The following is a 25835-nucleotide window of genomic DNA, read 5'->3' on the forward strand; positions in this document are numbered from 1 at the left end:
AATTAGCCATAAATGATTCGAAATCCCAAAGTAAACTTTTACCCAAAAGTTTACTTTGGATTTATTTCAATCACTGTGTTTATAACATTTCTTCGTATTTCGAATAAACATCCAAAAAAGTATACATTCAAGACATCACATATTCTTTTAAACACTTAAAGACGACTTTAAAAATACTCTTAAAATCTTGGAAGCATAAGTTTGCCGCAACAAAAAGAACCATAAGCTTGCCGTCTCGGAAAACTTATGGTTCATATCACAGCAACATAAAACCTATAAGAATTTTTTACATAAATCAACATGTCTATTACTAGACAATTATTATAAAAAAGTATATAGTTAGCTAGGTAACTAATTTGAAAGGATCAAAATACATGGACGAAAAACAACATTTTTTTCACATCGTCAGCCAGACTTCTCGGAAGTTTACGAAGAAATTTAATGAACGTGTATCTCCAACAGGGTTATTTAGTGCGCAATGGGCTGTTATTTTCCGCATTAATCAAACTGGTTCTTGTACGCAAACAGAATTATGCCAGTATTTAAATGTTGAATCACCAACGATGACTCGTACGTTAACACGTATGGAAACGATGGGATGGATTATTCGTACAGAAGGTAAAGATCGCCGCGAGAAGCTCATTTCTTTATCCGAAACAGCGATAAAGATGATTCCAGTATGGCAAGAAGAAGTTGATACTTTCGAAGAAAAAACGCTAGAAGGTATTAACGAAGATGATTTACATCAAGCATTTCAAGTGTTACAACAAATTATTAAAAATTTAGATTAAATTGGAGGGATGACGATGCAAAGTGAGAAACTTTGGACGAAGGATTTCCTCGGAACTTGTTTTAGTAGTCTATTTCTCTTCTTAACATTTTACATGCTTATGACTACTCTGCCTGTCTATGTCATAGACGGCCTAAAAGGAAAACCTGAGGAAATTGGTTTAGTTGCAACTGTGTTTCTTATTTCTTCTGTTTTATGTAGACCATTCACAGGAAAATGGCTCGATGATTTAGGAAGAAAGAAAATATTATTTATTTCACTTTCATTATTTTTAGCCGCTACTGTTATGTATTTCGGTGCGCAAAGTTTATTCTTATTACTTGCCCTTCGCTTCTTGCACGGTATTGGGTTCGGGATGGCAACGACAGCTACTGGTACGATTGTAACTGATGTTGCGCCAGCTCATCGACGAGGCGAAGCGCTTGCATATTTCGGCGTATTTATGAGTCTGCCGATGGTAATTGGTCCTTTTTTAGGTTTAACAATTATTTCTCATTTTTCGTTTACTGTATTATTTATCGTTTGTTCCGTATTTTCATTACTTGCATTTTTATTAGGACTACTTGTAGATATTCCGCACGAAGCACCTGTTAGCAAACAAAAACGTGAAAAAATGAAATGGAAAGACTTAATCGAACCATCTTCTATTCCGATTGCACTTACAGGATTTGTTTTAGCCTTTTCTTATAGTGGTATTTTATCCTTTATTCCTATTTATGCGAAAGAACTCGGTTTAAGTGAAATTGCAAGTTACTTCTTTATTTTATACGCACTTGTTGTTGTCATTTCTCGTCCATTTACAGGAAAGATTTTTGATCGCTTCGGTGAAAATGTACTCGTTTACCCTGCTATCATTATTTTCACAATCGGAATGTTCATATTAAGCCAAGCACAAACTTCATTTTGGTTCCTTGGCGCAGGTATGCTAATCGGTTTAGGTTACGGAACATTAATTCCGAGTTTCCAAACGATTGCGATTTCTGCCGCTCCAAACCATAGACGTGGTTCTGCGACAGCTACGTATTTCTCATTCTTTGATAGTGGTATTGGTTTTGGTTCTTTCATTTTAGGTATTGTCGCAGCGAAATCCAGTTATCATAATATGTATTTTATCGCAGCTATTATCGTTGCGTTCACTTTACTTTTATATTATGGATTACACGGACGAAAACAAAAATTCAAGAAACAACCTACAGACGGAAAAATTTCCGCTTAGCGTTAATAAGGAAAGTAAACTTCCCCGTTTACTTTCCTTATTTTGTATTTCTTTCAAGACGAGCGTATACTTATAGTAGAAATAAAAAGGAGGGCCATATATGAAACTAAAAAAATCTCCCCTACTCTTACTTATACTAACATTCATATTTGTAATTACAGGGCTTGGGTTTACTTACTTCAAACAAAATAAAACGACCCCATCAAAACATAATGTGACAAAAGAAAACTGGTTAAATGCCCCTTACTTACGTTGGTCGTACACACACATGAAAGAATTCACTTTAGTTAATGACGTAAAAAACAATCCTGACCAAATTGCTCACTTCCCTTCCGCATTGCAAAACTTAGACGATTTTGCTGTGGAGCGTAGATTCGGAAATACAACTCCTCTAAAAAAACTTTTAGAGGATAACAAAACAGATGCTTTTGTCGTTGTACATAATGGACAACTTGTTTACGAACGATATTTCAATGGGTATAAACAGAATGAACCTCATGGTATGGCGTCATTAGCAAAAGTCTTTACCGGGGCAATTATACAATCTCTCGCTGAAGAGAATCGTATCGATTTAGAGAAAACAGCTGACACTTACATAAAAGAATTAAAAAACACACCGTTCGGTAATGCCACACTTCAGCAATTAATGGACATGCAAGTGTCAGCAGAATACCCGACCTACGGATATGAGCAGCCTGGGCTAGAAAATCAAGATGCACAATTATATTTAGCTAGCAATATTTTACCCCGCGGCAAAAATTACGACGGTCCGATGAAAATTTATGATATGTTACGAGAAGCCGAAGAAACGGCACCGCCTGGTTCTGCCTTTTCTTACAATAACGGATCAACAGAAACGCTCGCTTGGATTATTAGAACTATTACTGGTAAATCACTAGCTGAAAATGTAAGCGAACGAATTTGGTCTCAAATTGGTATGGAAGAAAACGCGTATTACGTTACAGATGAAACAAAAGTAGAACAAGCTAGTGCTGGATTAAATGCAACTGCTAGAGATATGGCGAGATTCGGGCAATTACTATTAAACAACGGGGAATATAACGGAAAACAAATTCTCCCTTCTTCTATTACTAAAGATATAAAAAATGTCCAAGAAGGTGAACTTGCAATTGCCCCTGGAGCTTCCATTTCTTATCATAATCAATGGTGGATTCCCCGCAATGAACAAGGTGCTTTCGAAGTGTTAGGTAGTTACGGACAAACACTTTACATCGATCCGAAAACAAATATGGTAATCGTTCATTTCTCTTCTAACGCAACGCCAAGTAATGAAATACATTCGGTTTACTCAAATATGTATATTGATATTGCACATCATTTGGAGAAGCTTCCACGGTAGTGGAAGCTTCTTCTTATTGCGTTGTTTTATTTGAAACCACTACCCTCATCACGGTTATTCATAATGAAACTTTTTATTAGCAATCCAATAATACGTTACGAAGAGTGTCAATAAAATCCACACTATAGTTAGTAATCCAGTAATTATTGCGTTTGAATTTACTACCCCCGTGACTAACGTTTCCATTGCATACTTACTCATACCGGCTGGATTAAGCTGATCCATTATTGGATTCAAACCAACGATTACTCTGCAGGCTAAAAGGAAAACAATTGAAATTAATGCAATAATACCTTGACTGTGAAAAATAGCACTTATCATTGTTGTGAAAGATACGATAAAAAGAACCCAAATTAGATAAAATAGTAATCCAGTAATTAGGTGTGCAAATGGAACGGCAGTAAAAAGAAAATTTACATATAGATAAGAAGCTACGTATCCAATTGTTACACTAAACGCTACCATTAAATAGTTTGACACTATTTTCCCACCTACATATGAAGTAACAGTAACGGGCCTTGTTAAAATAAAGGCCAACATACCATTAGCTTTATCTGTTTGAATTGCACCCATCATAGAAATCACTAGAATCATAAGTCCAAGCTGATCAAACTGGGATCCTAAAGTACTCGCTAATACTTCGCCCCCTTTTTGCGCTGCCATACTCAGATCAATTGTAATTCCCTGGCCTCCACCTAATGCTTCTAGAATTGATGGCAAATAATGAGTTACTATCGGCTGTGTTGCACCTAAAAATATAAAAACAATTGGTAGCCAAATAATCTTAAAATCACGTAACATTTGAACATATTCTTTTTTTATCAATACCATTGAGTTATTCATTTTTACACCACCAATTTCAAGAAAATTTCTTCTAAAGTATCGTTGCTCATTTTAAATTTAACAATATCCACTTTATGTTCGAGTGCATTTTGCAGTAACATATTTTTGTTTATTTCGATACTTTCAACCTTCACTTTGATTTTAAGCCCAACCACTTCTACATTCTTCACATACGGTAATTTCTTTACAACTTCAATCCAATTTTGATCTTTATCTTTTATTTCAATAATTAATTTATTTTCACGATTACGTTGTAAAAGCTCCGTAATCGTTGTGTCTTCTATTTTTGTTCCATCTTTTATAATGACAAATCGTTCACAGATTTCTTCTGCATCGCTTAAGATGTGGGTTGATAATAAAATGGTTGTATCTTTTTTTATTTCTTTAATCAGATTCAATACTTCCCGCCGGCCGATCGGATCTAATGCGGATACTGGTTCATCCATGACAATAAGCGAAGGTTTATGCAATAATGCTTGTGCAATACCAAGTCGTTGTTTCATTCCACCAGAAAATGTACTAACCTTTGCATTTTCTTCTTCCTTTAGTCCAACTTTCTCCAACATTTTTGGAATCGACTTTGACAATTCTTCTTTTTTCAACCCCGAAAGTTGGCCCATAAACGTAAGCGTTTCTCTCGCTGTCATCCAATGAAAAAAATTAGGATATTGAGGTAAATAACCAATTTCACTTTTCATTTTTGATATTTTTATCCCATTCAATAAAACTTCACCCGCAGTTGGATTAGTAATATCCGAAATTACTTTTATTAATGTGGATTTCCCTGCTCCGTTTGGTCCAATTAATCCGACGCATTCCCCTGCTCGCAGTTCCATCGAGAAATTATTCACAGCAATTTTTCCTTTAAATGATTTTGTTACATTTTTAATCTCTAATTTCATAATTTCTCACTGTCCTTTCTCCCTATAACAAAGTACAAGATAGGTCCCAATATATTAACGAAAAGAATAATTAACGTCCATACAAGTACATTTTTTCTTGTTTTCCTATGTCGATATAAATCAATGAATGCAATTAAAACTAAAAGTGCTCCCACTGCAATAACTGGTAATATACTGGGTAGAAAAGCCATAATATCAATGTCTTTAAGATCATTCAATCCATAATGTATTTTCATTGTCATCACTCCTTTTAAATCTCATTATCATTATTGATAATGATAAAATAAAAACGGATGGATTGCAATCATTATTCTCATTATTTATAATGAGAATAAAAAACAATACATAAGGTGATATAATGAGTAATAAAGTTGAAATTTTAATGCATCCGGTAAGAATGAAAATTTGCCAAGTGTTAATGAGAAATAAAGAAGATGGGTTAACACCATTAGAAATGGTAAAAATCATTAAAAATGTACCACAAGCAACACTATATAGACAGCTACAAACTATGGTTGATTCAGGTATCGTTCATGTAATTAAAGAAAAAAAGGTAAAATCTGTTTCTGAAAAATATTACGCAATCAATGAAGAAGATGCAAAAATTGAAGGAAGTGAATGGAAAGGATTATCTGATGATGAAAAGTTAAACTACATTTCCTATTATCAGTTATCACTTATGACACAATATCAAAGTTACCTTAAGAAATTAGAGGAACAAAACAGTCAAGAAGATAAGGCTACTTTTTCTGTAGTAGAATTAAAGCTAGATGAGGAACACTTTGAAAAATTTCAAAACGAACTTAACGAATTAATGATTAAATACTACAATAGCCAAAGTAAAGATGACGAAATAGAGGCTCCGATTCGGACCGTTGCTATTACAATTATTCCAGAAACGTGAACTCACTCAATATACATAATACAAGCCGATGCTTCCTTACCATAGGAATCATCGGCTACCTTCATTTCGAAAATTGTTTTGACTACTACTGTACGGCTAGCGAAAAAACTTATCTAGAAGCTGCAATGTTGTAGCATCTAGAATTAGAATGGGCTTAAAGGTCCTATCTTTCCTATATTACATGAATTCTATTCTTTCTTTTCTCATGCTAGTCTCATACGATCCACACTCTCTCCAAACGCTTTTTAAAAAGAAGCATGGATAGACTAATAAATATAAATTAGGGATCCACCAAGACATATCAAAATCTAAACGTATTGTCCAAAATGCTAGAGCTTGTAACCCTGAGCAAAAAGTTAAAATTAATGATAAAAACGCAAAGTGGCTCCAAATATGTTTTTGTTTAGAATACAAATACAAACTTAAAAGTCCCGTTAAAGAGATTAGCAAATCCAAGGGTAAAAAAGACCAGTTCCATGCTACTAAAATTGGGTCTTCATAATCTTTAAATAAATATTCTTGCGGAATCATATGGAAAATTGTTATAAACCAATATACAACAAATCCAAGATCAGTAATAAGGAAAAAATACTTTAATTGATTCAATGTATACGTTCCTCCACCATTTCTTTTTTCTTCGCTTCATGTGCCGCACTATTAAAATTTAATATTGCGACTCCAACTAAAATAAAAAGAATTGCTAGTATCTTAATTATATTGATACTTTCTCCAAAATAAATAAAACCAATTGTTGTAATCGTTACAATTCCCATACCTGACCATACCGCATACGCTACGGACATTTCCATCCCCTTTAATGCAAATGAAAGAAATGCAAAACTTACTACATAAAATACAAAAATAAGAATGCTTGGTACAAGTTTCGTTAATCCATCAGATAGTTTCATCGCAGCTGTACCCGCTACTTCAAATAAAATTGCTAAACTTAAATAAATCCACTGCACTATTCTCCCACCTTCTATTTCGAATTAGAAATTCCGTACAGTAACATATCCATAATTGATTCAAGCATACTTCCCAATGAATAATCACTCTTTTCAATAAACATAGGATCATATATGCGATTCAGTGCCCCTAAATACACTTCAATAAAAAATGGAATTTGAATTTTTCTTATGCTTCCTTCTCTTATTCCCTCTTCTATTAAACCGATTACAGTAGACCAGCCTTCACGTAAAAACTGATCTAATTTTAACCATTGGTAATAATGATGTTTTTTTAGTTCTACTAATAATCGTGCATCCATAAATGTAAATTGTTGTGGAATGCAAATTAAAATGAGCCTTATTTTTTCAACTGTTTGTAACGTATCATCTTTAGCGATATTTTTTTCCTTTTCTTGAATACTTTCTATTACATTACGAATAACTTCATCTACTATTTCATCTTTTGAAGAGAAGTGCTCATAGATTGTCCTCTTACTGACAGCTAATTGTTTTGCTAAATCACTAATTGTAAATGTAAACCCCTTCGTTTGAATTTGATGAATTGTTTCTGTTACTATTCTTTGTTTCATAATCCGCCCCCTAAACCTTTGGTACCGATTTAGTTTTTTTGGTACCATTTCATTTTACAATATTTAACACGACATATACAACTAACATTTCAAATTTTCTTATTTTTAACTCAAAACAGGTAAACATAAGAGCGTTGAGAATCATACCTGCATATTCAACAATTAAGTGAATGTATAAAATAACAATCATACATAAAGATTTAAATAAAGTTAAATACAATTCTATAAGGCTATGTTTGTATATGTTCTTTTTTAGTTTGATGAGGCCGGATAGAAAATATTAGTCACTGAGCACTAATATTTTTTGTTTCATATGATTCCTATAACAATTACAAAGCTGAATCATCATTGTTGGAGCTGCTTACTTCTGCTAAAAAGACACCCTTATAGGAGTGTCTTTTCTACTCTCTTTAAAGAATTTATATCAACCTCATAAGTATTCCCATATGGTCTAAGTGATGGAATCTCTTCCTTTGCCCCATAAAATAATAGTTTCAAATCATCATCTTTATACTGAACTACGAAGAAGTCATCGAATTGGTCAAATGTGTTTTGATTAATCGTGATAAACCCTTTTTCTTGAGCAGTTGTTTTAACACTTATTCTTCGTCCATCTTTAATGACATCATATCCATGCTGATTCGTCACTTTGGATAGCTAACCGTTGTAAAGGACATAAAAAAACTCACCTAGACGACCTATAAGATGCCTTAATTCAGTCGCCTTACAACCAAGAACATTCATTTTAAATCGTAACATTTCAAAGTATGCCTCATATAACTTTTTAATTTGTGAGATTCCTATTTTGTCCTTATCCTCATTGACAAGAAGTTTCCCATTATCCCACTCACCTACATATCTATAAGTTTTTTTATTTATATATAAACAGATTTTTCTTAACCGCTCTTCCTTTGTTATAGCGGTTATAACAATAATCAGCAGGATTCATACTCCCCGGTTTCGTATGAAATTTTGTTATTAATCTTTCCTTTACCTCTGCAGATGTTAAAATATCGCCTATTTTTTCTTTAAGTGCCTCTATAAATTGCTCATAAATAGTCAATATAACCCTCTCCTCATGTTTCTCAATAGTTTTACACCTAGTAGAACTTGCACTCTACAATTTGGCCTAATTGTAGAATAATATATTTAAAGTTCTTCATAAATATTTATAACTTACTATATAGATTTTACATTTAATTAAATTTCATAGACTATTAGAGTAAAATATAAATTGGAGAATTTTATTAAATGCTCAAAATAAAGATAATACTCCATTAAGAGCTCGTTTATTTAGGAAACGTGTCTTTTTTTATTGGCTTTTTAAATAAGGTAAACGTGAAGAAGCATTATGAAAAGCAGGACAATAATATAAAATTAACTTCCATTCGAAGGAGTTTAAGCCTTGCATGAATGACTATAATGGCTATTTGGTTGAGCAATCGATATGTTTTGCCGAAACGTCAATATATTAAAAAAGGATCTCTCTTGATAAAGAGAGATCCTTTTTTTACTTCTTCTTCTTTTCTGTCGGTTGGCTTTGTTTAGCGAAATTAGATGAATCATCGAAATTCGGTTGCTTTTTACCAGCATTATTACTTCTACCTTTTCCCATATGTAATGCACCTCCCTCCTCCTTACTATTCCCAATAAAAAACTCCTCTTGCATCCAAGAGGAGTTTTTGTTGTGCTATTATTAATAATGCCTAACTGTTACCGCAGTACTTCCAACACGGTCCTATCCTAACTTTTAACCATGGTGGTGATCATGGCCATCAAGCCTATGATTATCTATCCGTCTTGGCGTTTTCCTTTAAACGATACCCTAGTCTTCGATCGCTTGGTAGGCCGTGGTCCAGAAGTCTTGGATAAGATGCGATGGGGCCGGAGTCGACATCCCAACCTGGGTGAACAGAATTCCAATAAACTGTTTATCTGGATCAGCGTAAGCTGAAGTACCGGTTCCACCATCCCAGCCGAATTGACCGATAGACGCGTAGTCTCCAAGATAGGTACGCACCGCCATCCCAAAGCCCCAGCCACCTTGGATCCCTTGTCCGAACGACAAATGGACGTTATTTTTGGCCAAATCGTCTCGGTATACTTGTTGTTCCGGAGTAAGACGGTTGGTGGTCATCAGCTGTACTGCGGGCCTAGACAGGATCCGTTTAGTGCCATGCATCCCTTTATTCAAAAGCATCTGCAAATACGCGTGATAATCGTCGACGGTTCCAAGTAGTCCGCCACCGCCTGCTTGGAATGCTGGAGGTTTGCTGTAACGTCCACCCGCCCCCTCATCCCACACGATGAATTCACCTGTCTCCGGATTGGGGGTGAAGGCTGGTGGAAGCCGATCAATCTTGAGCTGAGGTACGTAGAATCCAGTGTCCTTCATTCCTAGCGGATCGAATATGCGTTCGTGCAAGAACGACTCGAACGTCTGACCCGTGACCCTGGCAACAAGAACGCCGATTACTTCTATACTGATATGATACTGCCACCGCTCTCCGGGCTGATAGCTTAGCGGAAGTGCACCTAGGCGACGCATAAACTCATCTGGATCGGGCATATCCTGCCCTGGCGTATCGAATATCCCACTCTCGAAGAACGAGTTCATGATTGGAGAACCCATCAACGTGAGATCCACTCCGAGCCCGAATGTAGAGGTCAACAAGTCTCGTACAGTGATAGGACGCCGTGCTGGGACGGTCTCTTCTAGCGGGCCATCGGGTCGTTTCAACACTTGCCGGTCGGCGAGTTCCGGTAGCCATTTGTCTACTGGGTCGTCTAAATGCAGTTTGCACTCATCGAGCAAAACCATTACTGGTGAAACTGCGATTGGCTTGCTAGTGGACGCCAATCGAAAAATCGTGTCCCGACGCATTGGTGCACCACCATCATGCCTCATTGTTCCAAGTGCTTCGACGTGCGTCTCGCCGTTTCGGCTGACTAAGGCGACGAGCCCAGGAATCTTTCCAGAATCGACATGCCGCGCCAATATATTGCGCATTTTGCGCAATCCTGTTTCAGAAAAGCCCTTATTGTTTTGTCCCATTTTGTTCTCCTTTAGTTTAGATTGAGATTTCTAATACATATTGACAATCAATTATTAGTTCTTCAAATAGAAAGATTCCCCTTTTTAATAATTTCGACAAGATGCATTTACATACATGGAGGCACCATGCATCACTATCAACCTAAGATAGGCTATATTTATGGGGATTTAATAATGGGAAATGCAATCATTAAAAACATTGATACAGCCATAAGAAATATGAATACTACAGCAGTAAAGGTACTTTCTTCAAAAATATCTTTATACTGTCCACTTATTTCAACGCTGTTATCCTTAAGTAAGGATTTAAAAACAGCTTGTACATCTTTGCTCTTAGATGTTGTTTCTAATTTTACATAAATCGTTCTACCATAAGCTACATTTGAAACCATAACAGGTGGAGCTGAATGACTTACTCCTTTACGAGTTAACTCATCAAAAGTAAACACTATTATCAAACAGATTGGATGGATTGTTAGGTAGCTCAGCACTTACGGTATAGAATATTTGCTTATATGCCGCTACCATCATTTTTTTGTCAGGGTGATGATGGTACTACTCTTATTGAAAATATTTCAATCCCTTTTAAAATATCAGAATTTTCAGATTCTAAAAGGTTATGAACGAAACAACCTCGAATAATTGTAATACATATTAAGGAGGTTGATCTATTTTGTTTCGTTCCTTTACAAATGGTTGCGTCGCCTTAGTGCAACGCTTCTTGCCAGAACCGTTTATTTTATCATGTTTACTAACTGTTTTCGTTATCTTCTTTGGTATGTTTGCGACTCACCAAACACCTGTAGAAATGATTAATCACTGGGGTAATGGAATTTGGGGACTCCTCGCCTTTTCTATGCAAATGGCATTTGTACTCGTGACTGGATCTGCTTTAGCAAATGCTCCTCTTATTAAAAAAGGATTAACGAAAGCTGCCAGAATACCAAAAACGAATGGCCAAGGCATTATTGCCATTTCCATTGTAAGTTTACTTGGTGCATACATAAACTGGGGCTTTGGAATTGTTGTATCTGTTTTATACGCAAAAGAAGTGGCAAGACAACTGGACGGATTAGATTATAGACTAGCAATTGCCTCTTCTTACTCTGGATTTCTCATTTGGCATGCCGGTCTTTCTGCCTCTATCCCTCTTACGTTAGCAACAGGCGGTGAAACGTTAATTAAAACGACTGCTGGAAGTATTAAAGAGGCGATTCCGATAACAGAAACGTTATTCTCACCATACGCTCTTGTTCCAGTTATTATTTTTCTCGTTACGATGCCTCTCATTAATAAAGCGATGCATCCAGATGAAAAACATACGATAACTGTAGATCCTAGCGTGTTCCATGAAGAAGCTGCTGCTCAAGAAGTAGAAAAAAATACACTCGCTGAAAAAATGGAAAATAGCATCATTATTACACTTTGTGTTGGATTGTTAGGTCTCATTTATATTTTCAATTACTTTTATACGAAAGGTTTTAACCTTACTCTCGATATCGTGATTTTTATGTTATTAATTGCAGGTCTTATTTTCCACCGTACTCCGATTCAGTATATTCGTGCTTTTTCAGACTCTACGAAAAGTGCTTCTGGCATTTTACTTCAATTTCCGTTTTACGCAGGAATTATGGGCATGATGATTGGAGCAAATAGTGAAGGACTTTCACTTGGAGGAGCTATTTCTAATTTCTTTATTAGCATTTCAAATGAAACGACTTTTCCGCTCTTTACATTTTTAAGTGCTGGCATTGTTAACATTTTCGTTCCATCTGGCGGCGGTCAATGGGCTGTGCAAGCACCAATTATGATTCCAGCTGGCGCTGAACTTGGTGTACCTGCTGCAAAAACAGCAATGGCAATTGCATGGGGCGATGCTTGGACGAATTTAATTCAACCTTTCTGGGCATTACCAGCATTAGCGATAGCTGGTTTAGGTGCTCGCGATATTATGGGATTTTGCGTTGTGAACTTACTATATGCAGGTTTTATCATTAGTCTGTGCTTCTTATTTATTTAAACGAAAAGCTAGTTTTATACTAGCTTTTTTACATAATAAATCATTCATTTCCCATGCAATTTATAACTGTCTTCCACTCTATGTCCGTAAGATGTAATGACTCAAACGCAAAAAAATCTTCCCACACTCTTTCAATTAAATATGGATTTTCCCTCAAGAAATTCCACTGTAATACTTTAGGAAGAAAATGCATTTCATATTCTTTACTTCCCCGTACTACCTCATCAACTTCTCTTTCACAAATCCCTCTTATTAAATAATCATTTCTTAACTCTATTTGAATTTGTTGAAATGTATCGCTGCATTTTTTCAATTGAAGTAAACACGTAATATACTTTCGAAAAAGTTCGTTATCATACTGACAACAGTTTATAATACGATCAACTTCATTCATAATGTACGAGCCTTTTCTTCTATTTGTAATAACCATTTTTCGCGCTTTGATACTTTACTCGTTTTCACAGATTGAAACACTGACCGTTTTATATCACGAATGCCACAAAAACGTAAAACACCTCTCTTCATCATAATCCAATCTGCTGATCGATATAATAGTGCGACGTACCATAACGGTGAATCTAGCGTATTAATCACCCACGCCTTCTTACCTTTCAATAATCCTTTCGGCAGAGCCCCTTCATATTTATAAGCAAATCCAGCTACGAAAATACGATCAATAAAACCTTTTAAAATTGCTGGCATCCCCCACCACCATATTGGATAGATGAATAGAAGTGTATCTGCTTCTTCTACTAACGTTCTATACCGAGCTGTTTCCTCTTCATTTACTAAATCGCGTCTTTTCTTCTCTTCATTAAATACGAGGACTGGATCAAATTGTTCTTTGTATAAATCAAGTACGGTAACTGAATGATTTGTTTCCTGTAGTCCTTTTTGCACATGATTGAAAATCGCCGCGTTAAAACTTGAAGGGTTAGGATGAGCATATATAATTAGTACGTTCACTACAAAACAACTCCCTCTATACGTTAAAGTTTCCCCTTCTTTAATAACTTCTCTACAATTTGTACGTTTTTCGAACTTTGCAACAATCGATTTAATAATATAAGTAACTCTTCTTTTTCTAAATCTTTCAGTTTCTCTTTAACTGCACTCTCACCAGCACCTTGAATATCATAAACAACTGCCGCCATATGTTTACAATAATTTTCATAGGGACACTCACAGTTACTTTCTGAAAAATCTTCGAGATCGATAACTACTTCATAATTCCCTGCATTTCCAGTAACGAAAGCAAACACTTTTTTATCTTGTATTTCAACATCTTCTACATGCCCATCTTCATAATATTCATATCCCTTATCTACAATGTACTTTGGGATCCATTTCGTTATATCTTTTAATAAGTAAGCGTACATAATTGTACCCCTTCCTTTAATTCCCTTTTGACTTCAAAAATCCTGCATGTTATTCTAATTACTGTTAAGTAGCAAGTCTACGTGACAAAACGACTGACACCTATTCGGCGAAGGTGTCTCTTTTCATTTGCAGCCGATATGAATTGCCTCTTTCAGGCACATTCAATTTTTGACACTACACACTCAACACCATTCCCTGTATCAGGCTGCTTTAGCAGTCTTTTACTCTACATACTCCGTTATTTTAAGAAAAAAAGAGAGCTTAGCTCCCTTTTCTCGCCTTATACAATACCCCTTTTTCAGCATAGAGATATTCATCAGCTAATGTAATTTTCCCATCCAGTTTTAGTTCGTCTAATAATCTTGATAAATAAAATTGATGCAACATCTTTTTCGTGAATTTTCCTTCATGATGCGAAACGATATGTTCTTGAATATCTAACAATGATATCGGCTTATCTTGCTCTATCATATATTCATAAACTGTACTACGCAGTTTTACGTATTTTTCGAGTGTCACAGTAATGCGCAACCCCTTTCTTCTTAATATAAATTTTCGTAATCGGTTTTTTTGCAATAAAAAAACCTCTCCGATAAGAAGAAGTTACGTATATATCTTCGTCTTATCTCCCAGAACAAATATGTTCTGCTGGAATTAGCACCTGCATCGCGGTTGCTGGGTTTCATCGGGCCAGTCCCTCCACCTCTCTGGATAAGAAAATATTCACTTAATTCTTACTATACGTAATTCCACTTTAATTGTCAAACAAATATAATAAATATAACAAATTATATTTTCTTCCTTACTGTTCATACTACCCATATACGAACATCCAAGGAGGATTATGAAATGCATCAAAATGCTCGCGGATATGTACAAGATTCTTTTCAATCATTACAAGAAGCTAAAAATTGTTTAGAAGAAGCGCTCGAAACAGTTGAAAAAGATTTTAATCGCGCTCGTATTGAACAATCACTTTATGCTGTTGAACAAGCTATTCAACGTTGCGAGTACACCGTTCACATTTTAGAAAAAGATTAAAAACTTCCCATCAATTGATGGGAAGTTTTTTCAAATGGCATACTTCATAATTATTGCCGTTATGATTAAATAATATACAGAATTAGCAATTTCTAAAATTCCTACTTTTATAATAGAAATTTTTTTGCCATACAACATAATCGCTCGAATGACACTTGGTATAAAAATAAGAGAACACCACGGATTAATCGCAAATACGATTATCGTTAATACAATATGATATCCCCAAGATATAAGACGATACTTCGGATTATTTTTTTCACGAATCATCGTTTTCACATAGAACGTACTACCTAAAAAGTATAAAAATGAAATAAGTGCAATGAATATAGCTGTATGATCGATTTGCTTCATTGAAAAGCAATAACTAATTAACCCACCGATACAAAACACAATAATCGCACAAATATCATTTAATAGTGCTCTTTCATTTTTTTGACGAGCGTAATACATATTCACTATAAATAATGGAATCATTACTATTACGAATAAAAGAATTCGCCACTCATATAATAAAGAAATCATCCCAAATAGGAACGCAATGCTGAAATAAACAATGGCAGCTTGTAAAAACTCTTTTTTTCGTCTTTGCTTTATGTACGTAAGAAATGGATACGTGGCTAAATAGATAAAGAACCACGCTAAAAACAATGGAATATGATAAATAGTAGGTTTCCCAAGTACGACACTTAATAAAAAAGGAATAACAAGCATAGCCCATGCACCATGTTGCTTCGGAATAACTAACTTCATTAACTATACACCTCCCTTTTGAAAGAAGTTCTCACCTACAATTATACAAATAATTTTATATAATAACGGATGTATATTAAATCGATTTTTTGACAAAAAAATGCTCCTTACAATATGTAAGAAGCATGAAAGAGGCAAACGAATATGTAAGTCGCGACCCTACCTTATATGAGTATGCTTTTCTATGTCACGTTATGCTCATCTAATATACCATATTTCTTTTTAAATCTTGTAAGAATCGTAATCCATGAAGTACTAAATAGTAATAAGAAAATAACATTCGAAATCGCATGGCTCAAATCAAAGTAAAAACTTGCGATATAATACGAAATGACAGTTTCCCATGTTGCTTCTCGTATAAAACCGAGAAGGCCCCAGAAATTCATAATCCAGCCAAATAAAAAGCCAACAATTACTCCGTAAAGAAGTCTTCCCCATAGCTTTTTCATAAAAAATGTATTACGAAGTAAACCTGCTATAAAACCAATCATGCCCCACGAAAACATTTGCCACGGTGTCCATGGACCTTGTCCCAAAAAAATATTAGATACGATTGCTGCTGTAGCACCAATCATAAAACCAGTTTCACTTCCAAATACAATTGCAGAAACGATAATGACAAAAGAAGTTGGTTGTACACTTGGTAAAATAAAAAATGGCACCCGGCTTACTGCTGCAATTGCCGCTAATACAGCAACGAGAACAATTTCACGTGAAACAAACGCCTTTCTTTCAAAACGGATATAGAAAGGTAACATAATAACCGCTAATATAAACAAACTACTTAACATGTAATAACCGTCCATGACAAGTGTCGTAAAGAGTAATGTGCCGATTATTACTGCAAAGATAAATATTATGAATGCAACATATCGTTTGGACAAGCTTCGTACACATCCTCCCACGTTAATGCATATGGCAATTCTTTTCGAATGAATCGATTAATAGATGTTGTATAAAAGAAGTTGCCGCTAAAAAATTCTTTCGGTGCATCATTCATAATGACTGTTCCATCAAATAACATCATACATTGATCCACGTATTTCGCTGCAAACTCAATATCATGCGTTGCCATTACAATTGTTGTACCTTCTTTTTGTAGCTTCCTAAATAGTTCTCCTACTCTTTCTTTCTTCCATGGATCCAATCCCTTTGTCGGTTCATCAAGTAATAATAACGTTGGCTTTGATAATAACGTCGTACATAACGCAAGTAATTGTTGCTCTCCTCCGCTACAATCATGCGGATGGCGTTCTTTAAGCGAGTACAACCAAAACTGTTTTAGCGTATCTTCTGCTATTTCTTTTCCCGCTTCTCCGTATAATTCACGTGCACGTTCATAAACCTCGTCCCATACTGTATCAAATGTAAAATGGTAATACGGATGCTGCGATACATACCCAATACTTTTAAACCGTTCTTTCGAATCAATTTTATGTATCACTTTTCCGTCCCACTTTACTTTTCCTCTTCTCGCTTTTTGTAATCCTGCTAAAATCGTTAACAGTGTAGACTTACCTGTACCGTTCTTCCCAACGAGCGCTATCCATTTTCCTTTTTCAATCGAAACTGATAAATCACGTAAAATAAGCGGACTATTTTTTTCATATTGGAACGAAATATGCTCTGCGCTTAAAATTACCTCTTGCTTTTCACTTTCTGCTATTGGGTCATTTACATATGATATCGCTGCAAAATCATTCATTTTCATTTGCGCCTCTCGCACTGTAAACGGAATATCTCTCACATTCCACTCTAAAAATAGCCTTGGAATTTGCGGAATAAATGGACGGAATGTTTCTACTCCCCACATATCCGTAATAACAATTTTAGGACTACCATCATACATAATACGGCCATTATCCATACAAACAACGCGTGTTGCAAGCGGAATTACTTCATCTAAACGATGTTCACTTAAAATAATCGTAATTCCAAGTTCTTCATTAATCCGTTTTAATAATCCTAAAAATTCTTTTGCAGCGATTGGATCTAACTGCGCTGTCGGTTCATCTAATAATAGCAATTTCGGCTGCATAACTAATACCGCAGCTAAATTAACAAGTTGCTTTTGCCCACCAGATAACGTGTGAACAGATTGATGCAATAAATCTTGAAATCCTAAAAAGCTAATAAGCTCTGCTATTCTTTTTTGAATAATATGTGATGGTAATCCGATATTTTCTAAAGAAAATGCTAATTCTTGAATCACTGTATCCATAACGATCTGGTTTTCTGGGTTTTGAAATACCATCCCAATTTCTTGGGCAGATAACAAATCAGCTACTTCCTCTATTAAAACACCCTCATAAAATATCTCTCCAGAACGCGTACCAATTGGAAGTAACTCCTTTTTAAAATGTTTTAATAACGTCGTCTTCCCAGATCCCGATCCTCCAGCAAGTGCAATAAACTCACCTTTTTGAATAGAAAGAGAAATATGCTGTAACGCGTATTCGTTTTCATCAGCATATACAAATGATAAATTGTTTATTTCTGCATGCGCCACCATATCCATTCTCTCCCTTCCATCATAATTGGTAAACTAATAAACAGTGTAAATAATACAAACATCATTCCATCGTATTGCTGGAATAAAATAGATTCGACTTTCGGATAAATAATCAATTTCCCTCCGCCATAATTACTACATACAATAGCAGCTATAAATAAAATGATTAAATAATTGAGCGTATACCAATCGCGCCTTTCCATTCTATAGCGAATATACGTCGTACGCTTCGTTACACCAAATCCACGAGCCTGCATAGAATCTGCCGTTTGCAGTGCATCTTCTAACGAACAAATTAATAATACTTGCAGCAATTGCATACCATTTTTGACGCGTTCAATTATCGAACCTGAATCTACCTGCACACCTTTCGTCTTTTGAACGAGTGTGATTTTCTTTAATCGTCTTATAAACAAAGGAACAAATCTCACTGTAATCATCGTTAACAATGCAACTTTCGGTGAAATTCTTGAAAACAAATATAAAAATTTATGACTGGAAATAATATCATTGTATGACGCAAACGTAAACATAACTGCAACTAGTAATAACCCCATTACTATTCCAAACATAATCGCCTCAAGCTTAATACGGCTATCACCTAACCAAAATAACGTAGTTCGACCTCTATGCGTTAATAACGAATTAAATAAAATTACCATAAAAAAGAAAACAATTGTGCTCGGTAGCATCTTTCTTATCTTTTCGCTATTTCCTTGCATCACATTTAACATAATAATTAATACTATTGCTCCAATTAAAAAAAGAGGATGAAGACACATCGTACATAGTATCATCACCCCGATATAATAGAAAAAATTCACAAAAGGATGTAAAGAAGAAAAACTTATTTTCATAACCCTTTACCGAATGCCTTTCTTATTGTAATACGTATACCCACTCAATTGTATCTCCTGGTTTTACCGTAACTACACCAGCACTATGGTTTGGAAAAGCACCGTTCACACGATATTTCCATCCACTAGTATCCGCAATATCTTTTTCATATAAATCATTAATACCTTTTACATAAATACTATCTCTAGATCCGCTTGCATCAACATCTAATCCTGTACGTTGTAATACTTTATACACAGTGTCGCCATCTTGTACATCCATCTTTTTCGCACCCATTATATATCCGTTATTTCCTTTTACCGAGATTGTTACTTGTTTTGCTTTAGGTACTGGTGGTGGCACTGGGTTTGGTGGTGGTACCGGTGTTGGTGGAGCTGGTACACTATTGTTCTCTTCTGGCTTTTTCTTTTGCTCCTGCTTCGGTGTTTCTTTCGGCTGATTCACAACCTTTGCTTCTTCTTTTACTTCTGGTGCTTTCGGTTGTTGTTTCTCTTCTTGTGCTTGTTGCTGCTCTGGTTGCTTATTTACAGCCGGCTGTTCTTTCGGTTGTTCCTGTTGTTTCTCTTCTTTCTTTACCTCTGGTTGTGCCTGCGGCTTTTCCTCTTTCGGCTTCTCTTCTACTTTTTGTTCTTGTTTCTCTTTCTGTTCTTCTTGCTGCTTTTGCTCTGATTCAGCTTGCTTTTCTTCTGTTTTTTCTTCCGGCTTCGCTTCATCTTTTTGTTCTTCTTGTTTCGCTACCTCTTCTTGCTTCGGTTCTACCTTCTTCTCAGGCTTTACAGCTGCCTCTTCACATCCGGCAAGTAGCCCGAGCGAAAGCAGTAAAGAAATGAACCATTTCACCTTACTCATCCTATCTCTCACCTTTCATACGAAAATTAGGAGCAAATAATTGCTCCTAATTTTTTGTTAAGCTGCTTTACGTCTCCATAATACATATGCAGAAGCAATACATAATACACCTATACCTACTTCTGTTGCTGCACCATGAGAAGATGCTCCTGTTTTTGGTAGACTGTTACCGTTTCCGATTTTTTTATTCTTAACCGGTTCGTTATCTACAACTACTTTTAGATTTTCATCTTTTGTTTCTTGTTGTACTTGTTTTTGTTCTTTCGGTTCTTCAGTAACTTTTTTTTCTACTACATTATTTTCTGGTTCAACGACCTTTTCTGGCTCTTCAATCGGTTTTGGCTTAATTACATTACCAGCGTCTACATTAGACCAATCATAAATAGATTTTCCCATTTCCTTAAATTGAAGTAATGCTAAAAGAGCCTGTTCTGTAGCCATTCCGTTACCATTTTGATCACTTGGTAACCATTTAAATTCACCATTTGAAAGTTGATATGATAATAGGTTTTGCATTGCCTTATGAAGACGATTTTGATCTACATCTTTAACAAGCGATAATCCAATAATTGCTTGCGCAGTACTATTTGAATTTTCTTGTCCATCAGCTGAAAAACCACCATTTTGCAGCTGTTCGTTATATAAATACGCAACAGCTTTTTGTATAGCTGGTTTCACATCTGATCGCTCTTGATAAGGAGCTAATGCTGATAAAACCATACCTGTTACATCAACGCTACTAGCACTATCTTTACTACCTGAACTATTATGAGTCCATCCACCGTCTGTATGCTGATTATTTAACAGTGCTTCCACTAGAGCAACTCTGTTCCATTTTGATTCAACTGGAATCTCATACTTCTTCGTATCAAATGCAAGTAAAGCAAATGCATAACCTGTAACAGAATTCACTTTATCTGACTCATACAATTTTTGAACTAAATTATGTCCACCTACATTTTTAGGGTCTGCACTCATTGCATTCATCATAATAATTGTTCTAGCTAAATCTGTCGCTGAAAAACGATTAATGCGCTTTTCTACTTTTTCAGTTACTGACTTAACATAATTTAATTTTGCCTCAATTGGCACATTCTTTCCAGAACGAGAAAGCGCTACAGCTACCCAGTCACTTTCAATTCCATCTTGTAACATTTTTTCAGATGTTTTTGAGATTGCTTCTTCTAATTGCTTCGCTGGAATTTGAACATTCTCTTGCTTTGGTTGTTCTGGTTTTTTACTATCTTGGTCACCTTGGTTTTTCCCATCTGGCGTTTTACCGTCTTGGTCACCCTGGTTTTTCCCATCTGGCGTTTTACCGTCTTGGTCACCCTGGTTTTTCCCATCTGGCGTTTTACCGTCTTGGTCACCTTGGTTTTTCCCATCTGGCGTTTTATCATCTTGACCTTCTGATTTTGGTTCTTCTGTTTTGCCACCGTTAGTTTCTTCTGTTTTACACGTCCCGAACTTATCTAACGTTTCTTTCAATGTTTCCTGGCTTATATTGCTCCAGTCTGAAACAAAGCGAAAGACAACAACATCTCCAGATTTTAATTTATAACTATCTGCTCCGACTTCTGCAGACTTATCATTTACATCATATAGCCAAGCACTTGTAGCCCCGGCCATTAAACCATCGATTCCTTTTACATATGTTCCAAACGACATCGTTTCAGATTCTACTTTGTCCCCCATGACCTTTTGCAGCAAACTTAAAGCTGTTTCCCCATCTTTAATTTGCTCTTCTTTCGGACATAACATAATGCCCTTTTGTGATTCCCCAATAATTGCAAGTTTTGCTGTATTTCCTTCAGCAAACGTAATATGTACTGTATTCGCAAAAGAAACAAATACAAGTGTCACTGCCATTAACGACGTAAGCAGCCACTTTTTCAACATTGCCATCCCAAAATTTCCTCCCTTACTACCATTTACACAAAAAAAGGCCCTTCAAGGGCGTGCGATTGACACTCTCTTTTTGTAAGTGTCGAACAAAAATGTACAACACCTCCTACCCGCATTATTCGCGGCTATATTTGTATAGGAAAAATAATTTTGTTTATGAACGTATCATTGTGATAACATTCACTTTTCTTGGCACAACTTACTTCCATTTAAGTTATCGTAAAACGATAAACCTATACATTCTGTAAATTTTAAATTTCTGTATTATTTTACTATTGACAAAGAATTTTGTCCATGCTTTATCGGATTTATTTTCTAAGAATAATAACTTATTAACTCTTAACGATGTAAACTCTTTTCACTAATAATGACGCCATCTTCATCCGCATAGACATATTCATTTGGATTCCAATCCACTTGTCCAAAGTGCAATGAAATATTTCGTTCTCCTTTTCCTTCTTTCACACTTCTATTTGGCATCGTTCCTAACGCTAAAATACCAATATTAATATTCTTTAGTTCACTAGAATCACGAACATACCCATTCACAATAATTCCTGCTAGCTTTCTTTCTTCCGCAATAGCTGCCAAATTATCACCAAGTAACGCACAATTCGTAGACGCTCCGCCATCAACAACTAATACTGTTCCTTCCAGTAATGTTTGCAATCCTTCCTTCACTAGTACATTATCATCTTTCACTTTTACAGTTGCAATTTTCCCGTGGAATTGTTCTTTCTTCCCAAAAGACCGAAAAGACTGGCGACATATTTGTAATTCCTTTTCAAATTCATCACATAGATCAGTAGTTTTCCACATCTTGTTCCCTCTTTTCCTTTTTCTTTCTACATAACATATTCTTGGCTTATTATCGTTTCCCTGTCTAATATTGCAATAATTTGTACGTATGGGAAAAGGATACAAAAACTATTGCCTTAAGAAGCTACCTTTATTATAATCTATTTCACAGATTAAATTCAGAATATTAAAAATTAACCAAGTGAAGAAGGAGGGATTTTATGCAAATACAAACTGAGGCAAAAAAACAACCTAGTAAACAAAAGTTTAAAATGCCTGATGCGTACGTACTACTATTTTTTATTGCCTTACTTTGCGCCATTGCTACTTATTTCGTTCCTGCTGGAGAATTTAAAAGGGTTACAAACGGGACCGTTACAACGACAATACCAGGTAGCTATCATTCTGTTCCGCAATCACCCGTAGGATTTGTTTCTTTTTTTACCGCTATTGAAAAAGGAATGACACTTGCTGCCCCTATTATCTTTCTAATTTTATTTACAGGTGGAGCCATTGCAATTCTTGAAAAAACAGGTGCTCTTGACGGTTTAATCTATCATGTTATTAACAAATTTCGTAATCAGCAATTACTTTTCATTTGTATCGTTGCCGCACTTTTTTCTATTCTTGGAACGACTGGTATTATCGTTAACTCAGTTATCGGTTTTATCCCCATCGGCATCATCGTTGCACGCACGTTAAAATGGGACGCTATCGTCGGTGTAGCAATTATTTATTTAGGCACTTATGCTGGTTTTAATGCTACTATTTTATCTCCCTCACCTTTAGGCATTTCACAAAAGATCGCAGAACTTCCGATGTTTTCCGGGATTGGTTTACGCACCGCAATCTATATATCTTTTTTACTTGCCACTATCCTTTATATAAATTGGTATGTAAAACGCTTGAAAAAATCAAATAAAGGAAGCATCCTTGGCGACAACTGGTTTCCCAGTAACGCTCTTTCAAGCGAAAAAGAAACAGAGAAAAAAGAAGTCCCTTGGACGATACGTCATAAATTAATTTTACTCGTTTCAGCTTTATCATTAATTGCATTTTTAATAGGCGCTTTTCGTCTACATTGGACGGACGCAGAAATGACCGCTACTTTTATTTTCATAGCAATTACAGCAGGAATAATAGGTGGCATGAAAGCAAACGATATCGCATCCACTTTTCTAACTGGCTGCCAAAATCTTATCTACGGTGCTTTAATCGTCGGAATGGCTCGCTGTATTTCAGTCATTTTAGAACAAGGCAAATTACTTGATACAATCGTTAACCAACTCGCACAAGCTCTCGAAGGACAAAGCCCTGTATTTGGCGTTATCGGTATGTACGTAAGTAGTGCCGCATTACATTTCCTTATTTCATCCGGGACAGGAGAATCGGTTATTTTTATTCCGATATTAGCTCCATTAGCTGATTTCATGCACATTACACGCCAAGTTACAGTACAGGCTGTTATGCTTGGGGAAGGTATAGTAAACTGCTTAAATCCAACTTCTGGTGTTTTAATGGGCGTTCTCGCAGCGAGCGGGATTTCTTATGGAAAATGGATTCGTTTCATGGCTCCACTTGCACTCATTTGGTTTATCATTGGACTTGTTTTTCTTATTGTTGGGGTGAATATTGAGTGGGGACCTTACTAAATACTTAACTAGATAAATAAGTACTATCGTTCCATATAAATATCTATTCTATTTCCCTCACTAGTCCTATAAAAATCATTTATTCTAGTAAAAATATAAGAAGGGATTGATCATAATGATCAATCCCTTTTATCAAAATATAATACCTTTAAAAATCTTAGTTCCAGATTTTATTTACCCATTCTGGATGATCAATAAAAGGGTTGCGGTTATGTTGATATTTTGTAAAAATCACTTCATTACGCTTTCGCTCTAAATCATCGACCGGGTCTTGTTCATTCCATTTTAATAAGACAGATAGTTTCCCCATGTATGGATCTTTATTGTTATTCACTTTTTCATTTAGTTCTAAATCTATTTCGCCGTTGTCTCCCTCGTAACGAACAGCCATATAAAACAGCATTCTAGCAATATCTCCTTTTACACTATCACGAGGTTCCCAAGAATCACTATCATATTTACATTCTGTCGCTTCAGAATGATTTACACCACCGTTATCAAAATCTAGATTTCCACGTGAACTATTTACAGATACATCCGTCGCTCTTAAATGATGTAGATCTGTTCCAGGTCCTGCAGTCGTTCCAAAGTCACCGTGAGATTTTGCCCAAACATGCTCTCGGTTCCAGTTATTTACTCCTGATCCATTCGTAAGTTTCCCTTGCGAACGACCAGTATATAAGAGTATCACATTATTTTTATTATTCGGATCTTCATCAGTATCTCTTAACGCGTCCCAAACCGCACTGTATGATAACTTTGTATGATTATCAATAATATTATGCAATTCCTTCTTTAATTCTAACCCCGTTTTTCCTATTGCGTTATTATAATATGTATCGTCATAATTTTTTACAATAATCTCCTGTGCTGATGCAGGAACCACTTCACCATGTATAGTATCTGTGAATGATAGAGATGCAGAACCTAAAATAAAAAATGAAGATAGTGTAACCATAGCAATCTTTGTATTTCGAAACTTCATATACCCATTCCCCTTTAAAATATAATTTAAAGCTATTAACTAAAAAGTGCTTTCTAACCCCCGAAACCTTTTAGAAACCCATACCCCTTTTCTGTTTATTTAATACAAGACTCTATCCAGTCTGTATCACTTCTAAACTTTTTGTTTATTCACATTCCAAACAATTTCACTTTTTACAAGGAATATCCTTTTCTTATAAAGATTATTAACATATTCTTTACAACTAAAAAGTAGTTTAATATTAACTTATAAATTTAAATTTATTTATGCAATAATGCATATTTGATAAATACTTTAAAAAACAGTTTGAATAAAATGCATTCAAAGAAAACCGTGCCACAAAACAGATACGGTCTAAGACAGAAATAATAAAAATTAAGATGATAGCTCGACTTTTCCCTTTTCCATAACTATCTTTATTTTTGTGTAAAACCTTTCTTTCTCTGAATAATACGTACAAAAATAGATTGGATAC

26 protein-coding genes, 2 pseudogenes and 1 riboswitch are annotated in these 25835 nt (G+C 35.4%); of the genes and pseudogenes, 7 read left to right on the forward strand and 21 right to left on the reverse strand.

Annotated elements, in window-relative coordinates:
• Nucleotides 1-374: 374 nt before the first annotated feature.
• The 3 genes from ACUN13_RS18565 (at nt 375) to ACUN13_RS18575 (ending at nt 3366) form a co-directional block, all read left to right on the forward strand.
• Nucleotides 375-791 carry a MarR family winged helix-turn-helix transcriptional regulator gene (locus tag ACUN13_RS18565; RefSeq protein ID WP_000343680.1) on the forward strand — a complete coding sequence of 139 codons (417 nt, stop codon included), beginning with the start codon at nt 375-377 and terminating at the stop codon, nt 789-791.
• 15 nt (nt 792-806) lie between these two features.
• Nucleotides 807-2006 (forward strand): MFS transporter, encoded by a 1200-nt coding sequence (locus ACUN13_RS18570; protein WP_001190318.1) that lies wholly within the window; start codon nt 807-809, stop codon nt 2004-2006.
• Between the two features lie 100 nt (nt 2007-2106).
• Nucleotides 2107-3366 carry a serine hydrolase domain-containing protein gene (locus tag ACUN13_RS18575; RefSeq protein ID WP_257115541.1) on the forward strand — a complete coding sequence of 420 codons (1260 nt, stop codon included), beginning with the start codon at nt 2107-2109 and terminating at the stop codon, nt 3364-3366.
• A 54-nt stretch (nt 3367-3420) separates the two neighbouring features.
• Here the strand turns inward: ACUN13_RS18575 and ACUN13_RS18580 are convergent, their stop codons facing one another.
• The 3 genes from ACUN13_RS18580 to ACUN13_RS18590 are packed head-to-tail and all read right to left on the reverse strand — an operon-like array spanning nt 3421 to nt 5347.
• A complete protein-coding gene (locus ACUN13_RS18580; protein WP_063547975.1) occupies nt 3421-4209 on the reverse strand; it encodes an ABC transporter permease subunit in 789 nt (262 codons plus the stop codon).
• Nucleotides 4210-4211: 2 nt separating this feature from the next.
• Nucleotides 4212-5111 carry an ABC transporter ATP-binding protein gene (locus ACUN13_RS18585; RefSeq protein WP_257115542.1) on the reverse strand — a complete coding sequence of 300 codons (900 nt, stop codon included), beginning with the start codon at nt 5109-5111 and terminating at the stop codon, nt 4212-4214.
• A complete protein-coding gene (locus ACUN13_RS18590) occupies nt 5108-5347 on the reverse strand; it encodes a PLD nuclease N-terminal domain-containing protein (RefSeq protein WP_257115543.1) in 240 nt (79 codons plus the stop codon). Before ACUN13_RS18590 ends, ACUN13_RS18585 begins: the two co-directional genes overlap by 4 nt.
• A 122-nt stretch (nt 5348-5469) precedes the next feature.
• Here ACUN13_RS18590 and ACUN13_RS18595 point away from each other — a divergent pair, with 122 nt between their 5' ends.
• Nucleotides 5470-6015, forward strand: coding sequence for a transcriptional regulator (locus ACUN13_RS18595; RefSeq protein WP_000066852.1), 546 nt, complete (start codon nt 5470-5472; stop codon nt 6013-6015).
• Between the two features lie 177 nt (nt 6016-6192).
• On the opposite strand, the gene ACUN13_RS18600 is transcribed toward ACUN13_RS18595, so the two are convergent.
• The 6 genes and pseudogenes from ACUN13_RS18600 to ACUN13_RS18625 form a co-directional block, all read right to left on the reverse strand.
• Entirely contained in the window at nt 6193-6621 is a 429-nt protein-coding gene (locus ACUN13_RS18600) for a YvaD family protein (RefSeq protein WP_063547981.1), read from the reverse strand.
• Nucleotides 6618-6980, reverse strand: a complete 363-nt coding sequence (locus ACUN13_RS18605; protein WP_257115544.1) for a DMT family transporter — start codon at nt 6978-6980, stop codon at nt 6618-6620. Before ACUN13_RS18605 ends, ACUN13_RS18600 begins: the two co-directional genes overlap by 4 nt.
• 14 nt (nt 6981-6994) lie before the next feature.
• Nucleotides 6995-7552, reverse strand: a complete 558-nt coding sequence (locus ACUN13_RS18610; protein WP_257115545.1) for a TetR/AcrR family transcriptional regulator — start codon at nt 7550-7552, stop codon at nt 6995-6997.
• A gap of 384 nt (nt 7553-7936) precedes the next feature.
• Nucleotides 7937-8615, reverse strand: a pseudogene (locus ACUN13_RS18615) (DUF7225 domain-containing protein).
• 762 nt (nt 8616-9377) lie between these two features.
• Nucleotides 9378-10607 carry a serine hydrolase domain-containing protein gene (locus ACUN13_RS18620; RefSeq protein WP_063547985.1) on the reverse strand — a complete coding sequence of 410 codons (1230 nt, stop codon included), beginning with the start codon at nt 10605-10607 and terminating at the stop codon, nt 9378-9380.
• Nucleotides 10608-10831: 224 nt separating this feature from the next.
• A pseudogene (locus ACUN13_RS18625) lies at nt 10832-11147 on the reverse strand (thiol-activated cytolysin family protein); the annotation flags it as partial.
• A gap of 133 nt (nt 11148-11280) precedes the next feature.
• Between ACUN13_RS18625 and ACUN13_RS18630 the strand changes: the two are divergent.
• The gene (locus ACUN13_RS18630) at nt 11281-12627 is read left to right on the forward strand and encodes a short-chain fatty acid transporter (RefSeq protein ID WP_445423894.1); all 1347 of its coding nucleotides are present in this window, start codon (nt 11281-11283) and stop codon (nt 12625-12627) included.
• 40 nt (nt 12628-12667) lie between these two features.
• Here the strand turns inward: ACUN13_RS18630 and ACUN13_RS18635 are convergent, their stop codons facing one another.
• The 4 genes from ACUN13_RS18635 to ACUN13_RS18650 form a co-directional block, all read right to left on the reverse strand.
• The gene (locus ACUN13_RS18635; RefSeq protein WP_257115546.1) at nt 12668-13021 is read right to left on the reverse strand and encodes a group-specific protein; all 354 of its coding nucleotides are present in this window, start codon (nt 13019-13021) and stop codon (nt 12668-12670) included.
• Nucleotides 13018-13593: an NAD(P)H-dependent oxidoreductase gene (locus tag ACUN13_RS18640; protein ID WP_257115547.1), complete on the reverse strand. Its 576-nt coding sequence runs from the start codon at nt 13591-13593 to the stop codon at nt 13018-13020. The genes ACUN13_RS18635 and ACUN13_RS18640 overlap by 4 nt, the downstream gene beginning before the upstream one ends.
• A 23-nt stretch (nt 13594-13616) precedes the next feature.
• Nucleotides 13617-14006 (reverse strand): SWIM zinc finger family protein, encoded by a 390-nt coding sequence (locus ACUN13_RS18645; protein ID WP_257115548.1) that lies wholly within the window; start codon nt 14004-14006, stop codon nt 13617-13619.
• A 262-nt stretch (nt 14007-14268) separates the two neighbouring features.
• On the reverse strand, nt 14269-14526 hold the full coding sequence (locus tag ACUN13_RS18650; protein WP_000171476.1) for a hypothetical protein: 258 nt from the start codon (nt 14524-14526) through the stop codon (nt 14269-14271).
• Between the two features lie 100 nt (nt 14527-14626).
• Nucleotides 14627-14725, reverse strand: a riboswitch (SAM riboswitch).
• Nucleotides 14726-14856: 131 nt separating this feature from the next.
• On the opposite strand from ACUN13_RS18650, the gene ACUN13_RS18655 reads away from it, so the two are divergent.
• A complete protein-coding gene (locus ACUN13_RS18655; RefSeq protein ID WP_000554032.1) occupies nt 14857-15048 on the forward strand; it encodes a hypothetical protein in 192 nt (63 codons plus the stop codon).
• Between the two features lie 30 nt (nt 15049-15078).
• On the opposite strand, the gene ACUN13_RS18660 is transcribed toward ACUN13_RS18655, so the two are convergent.
• The 7 genes from ACUN13_RS18660 to rraA form a co-directional block, all read right to left on the reverse strand.
• Nucleotides 15079-15801, reverse strand: coding sequence for a YwiC-like family protein (locus tag ACUN13_RS18660; RefSeq protein ID WP_257115549.1), 723 nt, complete (start codon nt 15799-15801; stop codon nt 15079-15081).
• Nucleotides 15802-15983: 182 nt separating this feature from the next.
• Nucleotides 15984-16685, reverse strand: a complete 702-nt coding sequence (locus tag ACUN13_RS18665) for an ECF transporter S component (protein ID WP_257115550.1) — start codon at nt 16683-16685, stop codon at nt 15984-15986.
• Nucleotides 16658-18319 carry an ABC transporter ATP-binding protein gene (locus ACUN13_RS18670; protein WP_257115551.1) on the reverse strand — a complete coding sequence of 554 codons (1662 nt, stop codon included), beginning with the start codon at nt 18317-18319 and terminating at the stop codon, nt 16658-16660. The genes ACUN13_RS18665 and ACUN13_RS18670 overlap by 28 nt, the downstream gene beginning before the upstream one ends.
• Entirely contained in the window at nt 18292-19170 is an 879-nt protein-coding gene (locus ACUN13_RS18675; protein ID WP_033687044.1) for an energy-coupling factor transporter transmembrane component T, read from the reverse strand. Before ACUN13_RS18675 ends, ACUN13_RS18670 begins: the two co-directional genes overlap by 28 nt.
• Nucleotides 19171-19192: 22 nt before the next feature.
• The gene (locus tag ACUN13_RS18680; protein ID WP_257115552.1) at nt 19193-20020 is read right to left on the reverse strand and encodes a DUF4430 domain-containing protein; all 828 of its coding nucleotides are present in this window, start codon (nt 20018-20020) and stop codon (nt 19193-19195) included.
• Nucleotides 20021-20077: 57 nt separating this feature from the next.
• The gene (locus ACUN13_RS18685) at nt 20078-21925 is read right to left on the reverse strand and encodes a DUF4430 domain-containing protein (RefSeq protein ID WP_257115553.1); all 1848 of its coding nucleotides are present in this window, start codon (nt 21923-21925) and stop codon (nt 20078-20080) included.
• Nucleotides 21926-22264: 339 nt separating this feature from the next.
• Complete coding sequence (gene rraA / locus ACUN13_RS18690; protein WP_257115554.1) at nt 22265-22744, reverse strand: ribonuclease E activity regulator RraA; 480 nt, start codon at nt 22742-22744, stop codon at nt 22265-22267.
• Nucleotides 22745-22944: 200 nt separating this feature from the next.
• On the opposite strand from rraA, the gene ACUN13_RS18695 reads away from it, so the two are divergent.
• Nucleotides 22945-24375: a YfcC family protein gene (locus tag ACUN13_RS18695; RefSeq protein ID WP_257115555.1), complete on the forward strand. Its 1431-nt coding sequence runs from the start codon at nt 22945-22947 to the stop codon at nt 24373-24375.
• Nucleotides 24376-24532: 157 nt separating this feature from the next.
• Here the strand turns inward: ACUN13_RS18695 and ACUN13_RS18700 are convergent, their stop codons facing one another.
• Nucleotides 24533-25360 (reverse strand): endonuclease I family protein, encoded by an 828-nt coding sequence (locus tag ACUN13_RS18700; RefSeq protein WP_000672192.1) that lies wholly within the window; start codon nt 25358-25360, stop codon nt 24533-24535.
• Between the last annotated feature and the right edge of the window lie 475 nt (nt 25361-25835).

The sequence above is a fragment of the Bacillus cereus group sp. Bce041 genome (assembly GCF_052646455.1).